Origin of the sequence: Enterococcus sp. CWB-B31 (assembly GCF_020567645.1) — a bacterium.
Classification (GTDB): Bacteria; Bacillota; Bacilli; order Lactobacillales; family Enterococcaceae; genus Enterococcus_L.
This window is the reverse complement of record NZ_JAJDJW010000003.1, coordinates 238,088-254,219: the sequence shown is the minus strand read 5'-3', so window position 1 is coordinate 254,219 and position 16,132 is coordinate 238,088. Positions and strand designations below refer to the sequence as shown.

General features: G+C 36.2%; 17 protein-coding genes. 4 read left to right on the top strand and 13 right to left on the bottom strand.

Annotated elements, in window-relative coordinates; all coding sequences use genetic code 11:
- On the top strand, window positions 1-363 hold a 363-nt coding region (locus LI954_RS05340; protein WP_229443904.1), incomplete at its 5' end, for an IS30 family transposase.
- A 69-nt stretch (window positions 364-432) separates the two neighbouring features.
- Here the strand turns inward: LI954_RS05340 and LI954_RS05335 are convergent.
- The 10 genes from LI954_RS05335 to LI954_RS05290 form a co-directional block, all read right to left on the bottom strand.
- Window positions 433-2,058 carry a PASTA domain-containing protein gene (locus tag LI954_RS05335; RefSeq protein ID WP_202065889.1) on the bottom strand — a complete coding sequence of 542 codons (1,626 nt, stop codon included), beginning with the start codon at window positions 2,056-2,058 and terminating at the stop codon, window positions 433-435.
- The gene (locus LI954_RS05330) at window positions 2,051-2,725 is read right to left on the bottom strand and encodes an ABC transporter ATP-binding protein (RefSeq protein ID WP_202065881.1); all 675 of its coding nucleotides are present in this window, start codon (window positions 2,723-2,725) and stop codon (window positions 2,051-2,053) included. Before LI954_RS05330 ends, LI954_RS05335 begins: the two co-directional genes overlap by 8 nt.
- 13 nt (window positions 2,726-2,738) lie before the next feature.
- Window positions 2,739-4,232, bottom strand: coding sequence for an ABC transporter permease (locus LI954_RS05325; RefSeq protein WP_229443903.1), 1,494 nt, complete (start codon window positions 4,230-4,232; stop codon window positions 2,739-2,741).
- A 415-nt stretch (window positions 4,233-4,647) separates the two neighbouring features.
- The gene (gene frr, locus LI954_RS05320) at window positions 4,648-5,205 is read right to left on the bottom strand and encodes a ribosome recycling factor (protein ID WP_202065870.1); all 558 of its coding nucleotides are present in this window, start codon (window positions 5,203-5,205) and stop codon (window positions 4,648-4,650) included.
- A 2-nt stretch (window positions 5,206-5,207) separates the two neighbouring features.
- Window positions 5,208-5,930: a UMP kinase gene (pyrH, locus tag LI954_RS05315; RefSeq protein WP_202065867.1), complete on the bottom strand. Its 723-nt coding sequence runs from the start codon at window positions 5,928-5,930 to the stop codon at window positions 5,208-5,210.
- Window positions 5,931-6,127: 197 nt separating this feature from the next.
- Window positions 6,128-7,009 carry a translation elongation factor Ts gene (gene tsf, locus LI954_RS05310; RefSeq protein WP_229443902.1) on the bottom strand — a complete coding sequence of 294 codons (882 nt, stop codon included), beginning with the start codon at window positions 7,007-7,009 and terminating at the stop codon, window positions 6,128-6,130.
- Window positions 7,010-7,128: 119 nt separating this feature from the next.
- Window positions 7,129-7,920 carry a 30S ribosomal protein S2 gene (gene rpsB / locus LI954_RS05305; RefSeq protein WP_229443901.1) on the bottom strand — a complete coding sequence of 264 codons (792 nt, stop codon included), beginning with the start codon at window positions 7,918-7,920 and terminating at the stop codon, window positions 7,129-7,131.
- A 936-nt stretch (window positions 7,921-8,856) separates the two neighbouring features.
- Entirely contained in the window at window positions 8,857-9,402 is a 546-nt protein-coding gene (locus LI954_RS05300) for an ECF transporter S component (protein WP_229443900.1), read from the bottom strand.
- Entirely contained in the window at window positions 9,389-9,805 is a 417-nt protein-coding gene (locus LI954_RS05295) for a DUF4430 domain-containing protein (RefSeq protein ID WP_229443899.1), read from the bottom strand. Before LI954_RS05295 ends, LI954_RS05300 begins: the two co-directional genes overlap by 14 nt.
- Before the next feature lie 721 nt (window positions 9,806-10,526).
- Complete coding sequence (locus LI954_RS05290) at window positions 10,527-11,306, bottom strand: TrmH family RNA methyltransferase (RefSeq protein ID WP_229443898.1); 780 nt, start codon at window positions 11,304-11,306, stop codon at window positions 10,527-10,529.
- A 110-nt stretch (window positions 11,307-11,416) separates the two neighbouring features.
- On the opposite strand from LI954_RS05290, the gene LI954_RS05285 reads away from it, so the two are divergent.
- Genes LI954_RS05285 through yidC form a run of 3 tightly spaced genes read left to right on the top strand, consistent with a single transcriptional unit; the run spans window position 11,417 to window position 12,843 of the window.
- A complete protein-coding gene (locus tag LI954_RS05285; protein ID WP_202065826.1) occupies window positions 11,417-11,692 on the top strand; it encodes an acylphosphatase in 276 nt (91 codons plus the stop codon).
- A 57-nt stretch (window positions 11,693-11,749) separates the two neighbouring features.
- Window positions 11,750-11,914, top strand: a complete 165-nt coding sequence (locus tag LI954_RS05280) for a hypothetical protein (RefSeq protein WP_202065824.1) — start codon at window positions 11,750-11,752, stop codon at window positions 11,912-11,914.
- Window positions 11,911-12,843, top strand: a complete 933-nt coding sequence (gene yidC, locus LI954_RS05275; RefSeq protein WP_229443897.1) for a membrane protein insertase YidC — start codon at window positions 11,911-11,913, stop codon at window positions 12,841-12,843. The genes LI954_RS05280 and yidC overlap by 4 nt, the downstream gene beginning before the upstream one ends.
- 703 nt (window positions 12,844-13,546) lie before the next feature.
- Here the strand turns inward: yidC and LI954_RS05270 are convergent.
- The 3 genes from LI954_RS05270 to LI954_RS05260 are packed head-to-tail and all read right to left on the bottom strand — an operon-like array spanning window position 13,547 to window position 15,998.
- Window positions 13,547-14,743, bottom strand: coding sequence for an MFS transporter (locus tag LI954_RS05270; RefSeq protein WP_229443896.1), 1,197 nt, complete (start codon window positions 14,741-14,743; stop codon window positions 13,547-13,549).
- Entirely contained in the window at window positions 14,731-15,078 is a 348-nt protein-coding gene (locus tag LI954_RS05265) for a PqqD family protein (RefSeq protein WP_229443895.1), read from the bottom strand. Before LI954_RS05265 ends, LI954_RS05270 begins: the two co-directional genes overlap by 13 nt.
- Complete coding sequence (locus LI954_RS05260; protein ID WP_229443894.1) at window positions 15,078-15,998, bottom strand: radical SAM protein; 921 nt, start codon at window positions 15,996-15,998, stop codon at window positions 15,078-15,080. Before LI954_RS05260 ends, LI954_RS05265 begins: the two co-directional genes overlap by 1 nt.
- Window positions 15,999-16,132 lie beyond the last annotated feature (134 nt).

Genomic DNA, 16,132 nt, shown 5'->3' with positions numbered 1-16,132 from the left:
GATATCGAAACAACTTTGAACGAATGGTTTAGCACATTTCCTAAAAATCTCTTCAAATCAATTACGTTTGATTGTGGAAAAGAGTTTTCGAATTGGAAGAGTATTTCTAATAAGCAAGACATCAATATCTATTTTGCGGATCCAGGAACTCCCTCTCAACGCGGCCTGAATGAGCACTCAAATGGGCTGCTTCGAAAGGATGGACTTCCTAAGCAAATGGATTTCAATGAAGTTGATGAGGCATTTGTCCAATCGGTTGCCTCAAAAAGGAACCATATTCCAAGGAAATCACTGAACTATCGAACCCCCATGGAAGTATTTTTGAGTTATATGGATGATGAGATAGTGTCTAGCTTAATTTGACAAATGAAAAGTCTAAAAAAACGCAGGATCATTTCATCTTTCCTGCGCTTTTTTCATAAAAATTTTCGTTTAATTATCAACAGAAGCTGGATCTTCCTCTGTACGAACAATATTTCCTCGGCTGATGCTGATCCGAATAACGGCATTTGTTGACACAAATTCATTATACTGGCTCATCTGTACAACTGTTCCTTTCGTTACCTCAGAGTCAACATAATACACTTGGAAAGTTACGTTCGCACCTTTAGACTGATATTCCTCGTAAAAAATCTTTTGCAGGTCTCCTTCAAGTGTCGAATCTTTCAGGTCTCTTATAAATGGCTTTCCAATTGAATAAACCAGTTCTATTCCCGGTTTCTCAGCTTCTTTAAATGTTTGTCCTGCTTCAACAGACTGACTGACAAATCCTCCATAAGGTACCGTATCGTGATAAATTTGTCTAACTGAAACTGACTCATTGCTTTCAGCATCAGTCATGGACATTTGAGAAAAGTCTGGAACAACATAAGCCTTTCCAGTCGAAATGACAACTGGGAATTTATCCTTTTTAGCCAGCTTCGTTCCTTTTGCCGCCTCTTGAGAAATCACTTTTCCAGTTTCGACTGTATCAGAATCGCTTTCGGAAATTTCAATTGCCAGCTCATTTTTCTTCGACCACTCTTCTGCTTCCTCCTTCGTTTTACCAACGAAATCAGTCACTTCAATTGTCTTTTCCAGCGGCTCTGCCCCTTTTGAAAAGTAAATATTTGCTTTGTCTTTTCTGCGATACGTTTCCACGGTGATATCTTTTGCTCCAATTTCAAGCTTAATAAACTCGCCGGCTGGTTTTGTCTCATTGTATTCTTCAATGAGACTGAGACTGTCTGCTTTGTTGGCTGCAATCCATTCATTCGCAGCTTCTTTAGACATATCTTTAAATTCCGGCAGCGCAATGACTTCTTCTGGATCAGGTCCTAAGCTGGCATCAATGAGTAATTCACTGCCCTTTTTAATTTTTTTATTTTGAACATTCTGAGAAATAATTTGATTTGTTGGTTTGTCAAAATCATAAATCTGTTCAATTTTAAGTGTCACACCGTTTTCTGTTGTCCAAGCTCTCGCCTCTGACAATTCCTTTCCAACAAAATCAGGAACGGTTACATGGGTATATTGATAGTAGGCAAAAATTCCAATTCCAATTGCCGCCGCTGTCCCTATTGCCAAAACAATATACTTAATAATCTTTTTTCTGCGATAACCAGGGTCTGTCTCTGTCAGCTCTTCTCCCGGAGCTGCTGTTTCATTTTCATACTCCAGTGATTGCTGGACAGGCTCCTGTATCTGTTTCACAGCTGCTTTAGAAGCAGTATTTTGAGCCTGCTGCTCATTTACTCCCTGAAGCAGATGTACCTCTGCTGCTTCACGAGCTGCCTGCCGCTCATACCTCTGCTGCTTCTTTTGCCTCAGCAATTCTTCTACAGAAAGCTCTCCTATCGGCTCTGTCTGAACATTTTTTATAGGCTCTGACGTTTTTTTTAATGAAGATTCTGCTGAACGCAAATCATTTTCCTTTACAGCTTTTCCTGTTTGTTTCTGCTCTGATTCCTGACCTTTTTGACTATTCTTTCTTTGGCTGTCCTTCTTCTTTTCATAAAGCTTATCCTGACGTGTCTTCTCATAATTTTTATTTTCGAAGTTTGCTAGAAAATCACTCATATTGCTTCAACACACCTTTTTTCAAATAATAGGTCTTGTCAGACTGACTGGCAATTTCATTTGAGTGTGTAACAACAATCACGCATTTATTGTGCTGCTTCGCCAGTCTTTTAAAGATGTTGACAATTTCCTGCTCCATTTCCTCATCCAGATTTCCTGTCGGTTCGTCTGCTAAAATAATATCAACATTTGTTGACAGTGCTCTGGCAATTGCTACACGCTGCTGTTCTCCACCTGAAAGCTGATTAACAAGACGATCTGCTTTGCCTTTGGTAATCCCAATGTAATCAAGAAGATTATAGGCTACTTCTTTTTGATTTTCCGGCAGCTTATTATCGGTGATTGACATTGCAACCAGTACATTTTCCACTGCGGTTAAATAAGGTACCAGATTATAGCTTTGAAAAATAATACTGATTGCATCTCTGCGGTATTTATCATATCCTATCGTCTTAATGTCCTTATTTTTAAAGAGGATTTGTCCCGACTTAGGTGTATCCAATGCACTGATTAATGATAGAAAGGTGGTCTTGCCGGAACCGGACTGCCCTAATATAGTGTAGAAGGTTCCTTTTTCAAAAGCCGCATTTGTATCCTTTAGGATAAAGCGGCGCTTATCGCCATCCTGATAATAGTAATCCATTTTTTTCGTTTCCAGTATTGCCAATTTTTTTCCCCTCCTACATCATAATTTTTTTAGGATCAAGCCGAAGAATGTACAATAGAGGAATAACAGCGGAGAGCAATGTTGTTGTCATTCCAACAACCAGATAGGTAACGATATATCCCAGAGAAAACTCTACTTTATAAGAGTTCATGACATCTGTATTTGTCAAATTCGTCGTCCCCAAAGAGTCCCCTCCATAATAGACCATGCCATCCATCATTGTGTCCGCTGTACTCAGCATATCACTGTTCAATAATGCATCCGAAACAACTTTCCCCAGGAAATTACCTGTAAGTAATGACAAAATCAGAGCGATACCGCTTATTATGACCATTTCAATAATAATCTGTCCCATTACATGACCTCTTTTGTCCCCAAGAGAAAGGTAAATGCCCAGTTCATGTTTTCTATCCCGCATAAACAGTAGAACGACTAATGAAATAATCAGCAGAGCAGCTGCAACGGCTATTGTCACGACATAGCCGGAGATTTTAGAAAGGCTGCCCATACTGCCTGCAATTTGGTCGTACTGATCCGTTGACGCTCTCACTGTGTAAAGTTCAGGCAGCAATGGCTGTGTCTCTTCTTTAAAAGCTTCCACTTCATCTGCATTATTCATAACATAAACAGGTGTGTAATAATACTCATCTTCATTCGTTGTCAGAAACTCTGCTTCCTCTGGAACTTTTTCAATATATTTTTCTGTATACGTTTTATTCATTTCAAGGACCGTTTTGTTCGGCATGTACATCGTGTTCATTTTTTCCATTGACAGGTACTGATTCTCACTGTCACTTGCAGTAGCTGTGGAGCCGTCATTTCCTTTATTTTCTTCCAGCTCAACCGTTGTCGGCTCAAATATTCCAATAATTTCTACCGGAATATCTATTTTAAACACCTCATTCATTGTACCCTCTTCGGTGTATTGAGTCCCTATCTGGTCAATGATCATCTGATCACCCACTGAAAGTCCGTTCTTTTCAGCAACCTTGGATGAAATAACAACAACATTATTCCCTTTAGTGATATCCTCCTGAGTAAAGGTTTTCCCTTCGGTTACATTAATTATTTTTTCTTCAGCATCTAAAATTCCCGGCAGATTCGAGCCTTTTATATTGAAGCCCTGTGAGGTAATGTACGATTCATCATTACTAAAATCTTCCATTGTTGCTGCTTTCAGTGTCTTTGTTTCTATCCAGCTGGTGATATTATAATCATAATATTTCACATACGGCGATTCACCCACCTGCTTAATAAGATCCTCTGACAAAAATTCCATCTTGAAATCTTCTGACATAAAAGCATCTTGATTGTTCTCATAATCTATTTCAATACTTGCCAGTCCGCCTAACTCTTTTTTGATATTTTTTTCAACATTCTGTGTTGACTGCTGAATGGCAATCGCTCCTGCTATAACGTTTCCCAAAATAAAAATCACTGCGAACAAAAGAATGGATTTTCCTTTTCTTCTGGCAACGCTGTATAACGCCCTTTTGACAAAATTCACATCCTCAGCTCCTTAACTATAATTTCTTTACTCATTCCTCATTATTCCATAATATAGAGGGAGTTACAATCTTTTTCTGACTTAAAAGAAAGATAAATCAAACATCCCTTGCGCCAATTTCCAAATAACTTTTTATAAAAAAAAGTATTTATCATTTAAATCTCTATTTATTTCCATTTTTCTTAAGATATTGATAGAATAAAAAACTTAAATTATTGCTTCTTACCAAGAGGATAACTGATTCTTTCTGACAATTATCTGACTTTTTGAAGAAAATTTGCTCCACTTCATTCTTTCAACTCTATAAAAACTCAATTTTGAATTGTCCTTTCCAACTGCTAATGAAGAAATAGAAAAAACACCTCTGACAGGGAAATATTTCCCAACCAAAGGTGTTGTGACTGCAGTTCTTGTATTATACTTCCAATAATTCTTTTTCTTTTTCCGCAGTAATGGCATCAATATCTTTCACGCCATCATCTGTCAGTTTTTGAACATCTTTTTCAAGACCTCTTAGTTCATCTTCAGTAATGTCTCCGCTTTTGTTCAGCTTCTTCAATTCATCCATTGCATCACGGCGAACATTTCTAACTGCAACTTTCGCATTTTCAGCTTCCTTCTTAACATCTTTAGCCAATTCTTTCCGACGCTCTTCAGTCAGCTGAGGAATAACCAGACGAATGACATTTCCGTCATTAGTTGGGCTGATTCCAATATCACTTACCTGGATTGCTTTTTCGATGTCTCCAATTGAATTTTTATCAAATGGAGTAATCATCAGAACACGTGCTTCTGGAATAGTGATAGATGCCAATTGGTTAACCGGAGTCATCGTTCCATAATATTCTACTGTCACACGATCCAGCAAGCTGGCATTTGCTCTTCCTGCACGAATCTGACCTAATTCACGCTCCAGACTTTGTGCTGCTTTTTTCATTTTTTGTTTTGCTGTTTCCAATACTTTTTGAGACATTATTATTTCCCCCTTACAGTTGTTCCAATATTTTCACCAAGACATGCCCGACGGATATTTCCTGGTTCGTTTAGATTAAAGACAAGCAGCGGAATATCATTATCCATACTCAATGAGCTTGCGGTTGAATCCATCACCTGCAGTCCCTTGGAGATAACATCTAAATGTGTCAGCTCTTCATATTTGACTGCGCTGGCATCTACTTTCGGATCAGCAGAGTATACACCATCAACATTATTTTTAGCCATTAAAATAACATCCGCATCAATTTCGGCCGCTCGTAATGCAGCAGTTGTATCTGTTGAAAAATACGGATTTCCTGTACCTCCGGCAAAAATGACTACACGTCCCTTTTCAAGATGACGTTCTGCTCTTCTGCGAATGTATGGTTCTGCAATTTGTCTCATTTCAATAGACGATTGGACCCGTGTTGGTACACCTAAATTTTCTAAAGTATCTTGCAATGCCAGTGCGTTCATTACAGTTGCCAACATTCCCATGTAGTCAGCCTGAGCTCTTTCCATCCCCATTTGGGCACCGATTTGACCTCTCCAGATATTCCCGCCGCCAACGACTATAGCCATTTCAATACCAAGTTCATGAACCTCTTTGATTTCCTGCACAATTTCTTTAATAACAGGAGGTTTAATTCCAAAACCATCGTTTCCTGCTAATGCTTCACCACTCAGTTTCAATACTACACGCTGATATTTAGGTTTTACCATCTTGTCTTTTCCCTCCAACATTTCTCTAAAGTCATTCTATCATAAGACAGGCATTCTTTCAGTTAATTCTTCTATATTGCTTAAAAAAAAGGAGCGCAGCAAGCTGCGTTCCCGTTAGGTAGGAACAGAAATGAGCAGCTTACGAAAATCCGGTAGAATTTCCAAGTTACTGTTTCTGCGCCTTCCTTCATTCAAAATTATTTTTTCATTTGACTCATTACTTCGTCAGCAAAGTTGTCTTCACGTTTTTCGATGCCTTCGCCCACTTCAAAACGTACAAATGAGTTCACTGTTCCGCCTTTAGAAGAGACATAGTTTTTAACAGTCATATCAGGATCTTTAACAAATGGCTGATCCACTAAAGAAATTTCTGCTTTAAATTTGTTCAGGCGGCCAATAACCATTTTATCTACGATATTTGCTGGTTTGCCTTCATTCAACGCTTGTTCAGTCAAGACTGTTTTTTCATGATCCAATTCTTCTTGAGGAATTTGAGACTCGTCAACATAACGAGGGTTAATTGCTGCAACATGCATTGCGATGTCTTTCGCCACTTCTTCGTCAGTAGTTCCGTCAACAACAGATAGCACAGCAATACGACCGCCCATATGCAGGTAAGCACCAAAAGCAGCGTTGTCTTCTTTTTCAACAATTTCAAAACGACGGAAGCTGATTTTTTCTCCGATAACTGTTTGAGCTTCGATCAGTTCCGTTTCCAAAGTTCCTTTAGCAGTTTTAATTGCCAATGCTTCTTCCATAGAAGCTGGTTTGTTTTCAGCAACTTCTTTTGCAATGTTTTTAACTAAATCTTGGAACATTTCATTTTTAGACACGAAGTCAGTCTCTGAATTCACTTCAACAATTGCTGCGAAATTTCCATTAACTGCTACATTTGCCAAACCTTCTGCTGCAATACGGTCATTTTTCTTGCCGGCTTTAGCCATGCCTTTTTCACGCAGGTAGTCAACAGCTTTATCCATATCGCCTTCAACTTCTACTAATGCTCTCTTAGCATCCATCATACCGACACCTGTCATATCACGCAATTCTTTTACCATCTTAGCTGAAATATCTGCCATTTTTTTATATCCTCCTCAAATAGTTGTCAAAATTGTTTTAAAAAAAGCTATCTCAAAGGAGAATCAGGCCTATCGCCCAGCCCTTGAGACAGCTCCGTCATCTATTATTTATGCTCGTATTATTCTGCAGCACCTTCGCCGGCACCTTCTACAACTTCAACGATTTCTTCGATTGATGTTGCTTCTTCAGGTGTTTCTTCAACGAACAGCTCTTCAACTGCCTGATCTTCACCTTGGTTTCCTTCGATGAAAGCATCAGCCATTTTAGCTGTAATCAATTTAACTGCACGAATTGCATCATCGTTTGATGGGATTACTACATCGATCTCATCAGGATCGCAGTTTGTATCAACCATCGCAACAATTGGAATGTTCAATTTTTGTGCTTCCTGAACCGCAATACGTTCTTTACGAGGATCAACAATGTACATTACATCTGGAATTCTAGGCATATCAGCGATACCGCCCAAGAATTTTTCAAGACGTTCACGTTGTTTGTTTAAACCAACAACTTCTTTTTTAGGAAGAACATCGAATGTTCCATCTTCTTCCATTTTATTGATGTCTTTCAAACGTTTGATACGTTTTTGAATAGTATCCCAGTTTGTTAATGTTCCACCTAACCAACGGTGATTTACATAAAATTGTCCGGCACGGATTGCTTCATCTTTGATTGCTTCCTGTGCTTGTTTCTTAGTACCTACAAATAAAGCCACGCCGCCTTCTTCTGCAACGTTTTTCATGTAGTCATAAGCTGCATCTACCAATTTCACTGTCTTTTGCAAATCAATGATGTAGATACCATTTCTTTCTGTGAAGATATACTTCTTCATTTTTGGGTTCCAGCGACGAGTTTGGTGTCCAAAGTGTACGCCGGCTTCCAGCAATTGTTTCATAGAAATTACTGCCATGTTTTGTTTCCTCCAATTTGGTTTTTTTCTCCCTCTCTCTATCTTTAAGCTCTTTGAAGAACTGAATAAATCAGCACCGCTTCGCAGATGGATAGAGATGTGGATTTCTTATGAATTTACTCTCGTAAACGCACCTCTAGTATTATACAATACGACTTTTGAATTTGCAAACAAATTTCATCAGCTTTTTTCCTATTTTGCTCCATTCATTTCTATCCTGTCCGTCCATGTATTTTGCATTATCAAAAAGATTATAAAAAGGAATATTTTGTCAAATAAAATCAAAATAATAAATGTTAAACGAAATAATTGGAGGATATTGATTTTTAGGAATTAAACAGCATAGCTAAAGGAATTGAAGCTGGTGACTATCTGCTGAATACAGCAAACACAAAACTAATTATGGCAAAAGCCAGTTGAAATTATCAGTATTCAACTAGAAATATGGCTTTCCGGGAAATCTTATGTCGTTTTACAGGAGATATATCCGCTGTAAAAACAGCTATTAATGCTGGTGTAGAAGGAACAAAAGATTCAGCTGTTCTTCATTTACAACAGCTATTACGTTTTTTATTTATTATCAAGCTTACTCAAGGTTCACAAACAGCTTCAAAAAGAAGCTAGTGTATTGATCGAATTAAACAGTTATGCTTCAACTCCAAGAAACGTGGAGCCAGGGAGCAGCTCGGCTATGAAAAGGAGCTGTACGATTCCATTGCTGAATCGAATCAAATCAGCTGTAACTAGCCTTGTAAACCAGCTGCTGATTTGACACTGCGGAAATTCTTGAATGTCCGATCTTTTCGTTTTCACTAACTCAAACATAAACCTTGTCATTTCTTAATAGGAAAACGTTCTCTTACCAGACTGCTCTTATTTAACAGCGGCAGGGTGCATTAATATACGGACACAACACTAGAGAGATTGCACTTGCCGCTATTCCACTCTAACTTCATTATTTTCTAATTTCTTTAAAAGCTTTCCAAATAATGGTGCTAAAATCCAATAAAATCCGCCATTTCCAGCTGCATGCAACATATCAAACGTTAGTCCTTGAAGATAATAGACCCAAAAGCCGGTGACTCCATATATTTGAACGCTTATTACAGAAATGATAAAACCATAGATAAATCCTGCTAATACACTGACAACAATTTGAATGATCAAATGCTGTCGATACCAGTGAAACTGCCGCAGTATACCAACTAGGCAAATAATACATATATAGCTGGCTAGTTGAGCGATCGTCCAAACACCCATCCCCATATATAGATTGGTTACCAGTACTGATAGCAAACACACCACTACTCCTCTGCTCACCCCTAGTTGTAGTGTAATAATTAAAAAAATTGCAGTCATCGGCTGTATATTGGGTATAATTTGAAGCAGTGTGCGTCCAACGGTAGCCGCCGCTGCCATTAAACCAAGATAAGCAATTTCTCTAACAGAAAAAATAGTCGAATTCTTTTTAGAATTTTGCATAGGTAAACACTACCTTATCCCCGTCTTTCAAGATCGTTTCATTTGCACCTGTATTAACCATCTCATCATTAATTGTATAAGTCCAGTAGCAGCCCTCATCTGCATTTTGTTCAATGCCGTCAATTGCCTGAATCATACCACCCTCTTCTACCACCTCATAATTGTCCTTTAGAACAGTCATCAAATCGCTGCCTTCCTGAAAAGAGATCTCTTTCCCTGCAATTTCTTCCTCGTCTTTTATCAATGAAATCAACGCAGTTATCTGATTCTCCTCAACCTTTTCGGAGCTGGATTGTCGGGTATCTTCTGTTGGGCTGTCAGCTGCCGTATCTGAATTACCAGAACAACTACTAATCATCAATAGACTTGCTATAACCATACTGCCTACTAAAATCTGTTTCATTTATCCCCTCTCCTAATACGATATTCTTTTTATTTTAATTTCTTTACCAAGTATGTCTAGAAATCTGGCGGCAACTAGTTTCAAAGAAATAGAAATGAGTAAAATCCGTTTAAAGAAGGCATCTTGCCGCAACCTTCATATTGTCGTATACATACTATCGTATTTCGTTCCCAAAAGCTGATTTTCAAGTAAGCTACTTTGGAGAATCGATGCTTACTAGTCTATTCTAAAGAATATCTGACAGAAATTCTCCAGTTTTACTTGGACAGCCAAAATAGTTTGGAAAGTGACAACTCAATGTAGCTGGTTTTTATTTCTGGGGGATAAATCATACCCTGATATAAAAATTTTATATACTACAGAAAATTCTTATAGCGATTTGAAGCATATTGACAATTTGAATTCCTCTATAGTACTCAACTGCTTCCTAACTAAGGTCGTCTTTGTTTATGTTAGATGAAAAAAGCTGAAGTACACCAATAGGTTTGCTTCAGCTTTTAGCAGGCAAACACTTTTCCCCTGATATAAGTGCCTTTTCATTTATTAACAGAGTATCTGATTTCGTCTGCTTATACATGTAGAAAAGATCTACTGACTGAGGATTCTCACCACATTCCCTCTATCGAAGACACTTATCAAGTTTTTCTCAATTCACTATTTGACTGTCCCGCTGTTTTTAACAAAACTTTATTTACTCCGCTGTCTCCGCCGTTTCATTTCTTTACTGGTATAGTCCATTTGACAAATGATACATCAAAATTCCTGCTGCCACTGCTACATTTAAGGATTCCGCTTCTCCGCGAATCGGTATATAAATATTTTGATCGGTTTGATCTAATAACTCAGGACTCACACCCTGTCCTTCATTTCCCATAATCAGGCAAGAATTCTGTTTCGGCGCAACAGAAGTATAATGGACTGCTTTTTCATCCAGCTTGGTACCAAAAACAGGAATATTTCTGGATTTAAAGCTGTCAATCACCATTTCAATCTTCTTTCTAAGAACAGGCAAATGGAAATGACTGCCCTGCATAGCCCGTAAAACTTTACTGTTGTAAATATCTGCTGTCCCCTCACCAATAATCACCCCTGCGTATCCTGCCGCATCGGCCGTACGAATCATCGTGCCCACATTTCCCGGGTCCTGCACATTATCCAGTGCAAGCCAATGACCTTGAAGCTCATTTACTTCGACCTCATCCGGAATTGCTACAATGCCGATAATTCCCTGGGGAGTCGGCAGCTCAGACAAACTTTTCATAACATCCTGACTAACAAAAATCAGTTTTTCATCATCGTACTGACTTAGCCATTCTCCCCATTCTTTGCGTCCTCTCTCATCAAAAAGAATCCATTCAACAGGTGCTGAAAAACGAACAGCTTCTTCAACTAAGTGAAATCCTTCAATCACATATCGGCGGGCTTCTTCCCGGCCCTTTTTCTTATAAAGTTTTCTGATCTTTTTTATCAATTCATTTTTATTTGACATAATTTCTTTCATACTTCCACCTCGAAAGTATTATACCATTTTTTTTAATATTTATTGAAACTTGATATAGATTCAAAAAATCGTTATCATTAAGAAAATGAATAAAACAGGATGTGACAGTGATGAGAAAAGTTCGAATGAATGTCCAGGGAAGAGTTCAAGGTGTAGGTTTTCGATTTATGACTAAGATAGCTGCAGATCAATTGGGAATTACTGGAACAGTGAGGAATGAAGACGATGGATCGGTTTCAATTGAAGCAGTGGGATCTTTAGAAGCAATGGAAACATTTATTCAACAGGTCAAGGACTCACCTTCCCCTTCAGGGCGGGTAACTTACGTAGATATTCAGGATGATCCTCTGATTAACGACTATACCTCATTTAAAGTAACTAACTAGCATCTTCATACTAAGATTAATTACCTGTGCATAATAAGAGTAAAAAGGATGATAAAAATGGGACAACAAAAGCAGTACCCCGTTCGATTAAGCGAGAAAGAATATGACCAGTTAAATGTTTCACTAAAATTCACTTATGCTCAAGAATTATTATTGAAAAAAACTTTTTTTTCAAGTATAGTTAAATTTGTGCAAATTTTAGACGAAGGAAGAATTTTATGAAAAAATATAATAAGTGGTTATACAGTTCCGGCTTGGCAGCTCTAGTTGTTTTTCTTTCCGGATGTGTAAAAACCGGAAGTGACGGTCAACCTACCGGAGAAGGATTTGTCTATAATTTTTTAGTTCAGCCGATGAGCAGTCTCATTACTTATTTGGTTCAAAACTTTAACTGGAACTATGGTTGGGCAATTATTTTTATTACTGTTATTGCGAGAATCATCATACTTCCCCTTGGCTTATACCAGTCACGTAAAAGTATGGTCCAAACTGAAAAAATGCAGGTAATCAAACCTCAAGTTGATGCAGCACAAGCAAAATTAAAGCAGGCAGCAACAAGAGAAGAACAAGCTGCGGCTCAATTGGAGCTGCAGCAGGTTTATAAACAAAACAATGTCAGCATGATGGGTGGTATCGGCTGTCTTCCATTGCTGATTCAAATGCCGATCTTCTCTGCACTTTTCTTTGCCGCAAGATATACAGAAGGAATCAGCGAGGCAGACTTCTTTGGTATTAACCTTGGGCAGCCGAGCATCGTATTTGTTATTATGGCAGGTATCGCTTATTTAATTCAAGGCTATATTTCTACAATTGGCATTCCTGAAGAACAAAAGAAAACAATGAAATCAATGCTGATTGTCTCTCCGCTAATGATTGTTTTCATGTCTTTCCAGTCACCAGCAGGAGTAGCTCTTTACTGGGTAATCGGCGGGATTTTCAGTTGTATTCAGACATTCATAACCAACATTCTTTTGAAGCCAAAAATTAAAGCACAATTGGCAGAAGAGTTGAAAAAGAATCCACCCAAACAGGTAGTAACACCTATAAAAGATGTAACACCAACTGAGTCTCAAAATGTTTCATCTTCAAAAAAACAGCCGAAATATCCTTCCAAAAGCGGAAGAAATGCTGGAAAACAGCAGCGCAAATAAACAGGTACGAGGTTGAGACAGAAGTGTTCTGTTTCAAGAACCAGGTAGGTATCATGCATCATCTACTCTGACGAGTCAATCGTAGTGATTTATGACAATAAGTCGGACTATACGAAAATTGTCAAGGAACACTATTCATAAAATGAATAGTTGTGAATTGATACCTCCCTGGAGCTACTCATATTTTCAGTATAGTTCGACTTATTTCCGAAGGAGTTGCTTTTGTACCACCGTTTATTCGGGGTTAGACACGAAGAGCGTTTGGAATTTTATTTCTGTCCCACTCTCTTATTGATAAAATTAATAAAATAGCTTTCAAAAAATTAAGTGCATCAATTGATAAAACAAATGTTGGCGATAAGAAGTTAGCAGCAATACCTTTATCTTAGTACATACCTCCTTAATTTTTTGTAGGTCTTAAAAAAGCCCCCTTTGATATAACAAAGCATTAATCTTTGTTATATCAAAGGGGGCTTTTTTCGATTTGGTTACGACTTTTTTGCACTTCGTAACTAACTACTCTTGATTATTCTTCCAAACGTTTAACGTCGCTGTTGACTTCTTTTATTGGGTATGTAACAAGGAACTCACAAAATAACAAATAATATCAAGAAATTTTCCATTTGTTTAGTGGTCGTCTATTTTCATTAAAATAGTCTATTCAAAAAGTGGATATAAGTCAATTTATATACCAGTATTTAGTCTAAAAAAATATTCTCTTTTTTTTATAGCTTGAATAAATCAAAAATAAGACAAAAAAACATATTCCTAGTATGAAAAATAGATATCTGAAATTGGAAGATTTCTCTAGAAAAATTCCTAAAATAAAAATTAGCGTTCCTGAAAATAGATTAACAAGAGAACTATAAAAAGAAAAGAAAGTGGCTCTCATAGAGGAATGATCAATTAAATGATTTAATTGAATAATGAAGTAAGAATTGAAAATCCCCCAAATAAATCTCATAAATAACAATGAAATTACAAAGAAATACAAATTATTTATAAAAAAGCTACAAAGAAATACAATAGATACAGTAATAGGTAGAAATTCAATTTTTTGTGATTTCACTTTTCCTTGTGTTCGTGCTCCAAAGCCAATTAGCATGACCGCTACTGCATATATAATTCCGTATGTCATTTTGTTTTGGGTACTATTATTCAAAACTATAGGAAATAGGAGCATGTATACACTTGTAAACAAACCATTCAAAAGTACTCCATATATAATATGATTTACTAAACCTTTATTTGAATTCAAGACAACAGAGAGAGTTTTTTTTATGTTGTCCAAAAAACTAAGTTTAGGAGCATTGGATTCTTTATAGGGATATTCTGGAATCCTCAACAAAATAAAAAAAGAGAGAAAAAGACATATTATAGGTATCAAAAATACCATTACATGATTAATATTATAGATAATACTACCTAAAAAGAAGGACAACGCTAAAACAACAGATAAAATAAATATTTCATTTCTCTGGTATACTTCATATAAATTTAGCCTATTTTTATATTTGTAGTTATCATAAATCAAAGATACATCTGAACCAGATGAAAGAGTTTCAGAAATTCCAAAAAGTATCTCTGCTATGATAAGCGTCCAAAATGTAGGATTGAATATAAAAAGTAATAACGAAAAGATATTAAGAAAAATACTACATTTCAAAGAGAGTTTACGACTGATCATGTCAGAAACATATCCCATAGGGATTTCTAAAATAGCAACAGTGATCGATTTTACTAAAAGAACAGTACCAACTTTAACTGAATTATTTAGAGTCATTTCTAAAAAAAGAACCAATACAGGTAAATATAATAAAATGTTTCTTAATATAGAAAAAAGATAGTAATTTACTGTAAGAATAGAGTTATAATTTGATTCTTTTTTTAATTTAAACATAATTTAACTAGATATCCTTTATTTACTAAGTCTTCTAAAAACAGCAAGACATCATTTTCAATTATCTTTTCCTTTTCATTAAATAGATTACTTATTTCAGAAGTTATTTCATTAATGTTCTTATCTTTAATAATCATGTCAAGTATTAGTGTGCCAATAAGATTAATTTCCATGTACACACCATTTTTTGCAATCATGGAAATTACCTCTTTATGATTGAAGATATCTGGATGAATATTCTCGGAATTTAGAGTTAAGTTACTTAATAGATCTTTATTTTTTGGAAGTTCAATATGGTGTTGCATTTTAACACTTCTCTCTAGAACATATTCCATTAGTCAGTCTCCTTTGCTAACATTCTTCCCAAACATTTAAAATTATTTCTTAAATTTGTTAATTTTTCATTATTCCAAAGTTCAGATAAATCATCATGAATTGCATTTCCTAACGGAATTGACTCATTATATACACAAGGAAGTATAGTGCCATTTGAAGTTATTGCAACAGCGGTTCTTCCACAGGGACATCCTCCATCTAAATTTTTTATTAAATCAGTTCCATAGTTTAATATAATGTCAAACTCATTATATTTTTCTTTCCATAAAAAAATATTTTTATATAAGATGGCAACTTGTTCAGGTTTTAACTCTAACTCTGGATTGATTAAAGCGTTCCCAGCCATTTTCAAACGTTTTAAGCTAATTCCTCTACACCCCAAGTCTACACCAATTTTAATAATATCTTCTAGTACTTCATAATTTTCACTAGTCATTGTCGTTGATATAATAACGTCAATTCCGAAAGATATCAATAATTTCATTGCAGTTATAGCATCATCATAACTAGAATTAAATCCTCTTATTCTATTATGTTCTTCTCTGATACTATGGTCTAAACTAATAGAACCACCAGATAAATTAGCTTTATATAGCTCGTAGGCCTTCTTTTCTTTAATAAAAGTACCATTTGAACTCAATGAAACATAAATGTCATTATCAGTTAGATATTTTATCATTTCTACTGTTTCATTTAAAATGATTGGTTCACCACCACCTAAATTAACCCAAAAAACATCATTTTTAATGATATTATCTGCAATTTTATATTTTTCTTCTATGGTAGCTTCTTTTTCATTTCTAGTTCTACTGTAACAATGCTTGCAATTTAGGTTACATTTATAACTATAATTCCAATTTACCATTTGTGGACTTTGAGTAATTACATGTTTAGATTTTTTGAGTGTTAATTTTGACAAGTCATTTCCCTCCTAAATTTAAGTTTCTTAACAATAAAAGTCACACTTTTTTGTATTAAATTTGAAAAAGAGGTCGGGACAGAAGTTTTCAACTCTGAGAAATAAGAAGAATTTTACGGAAGTTGTTCTACAAA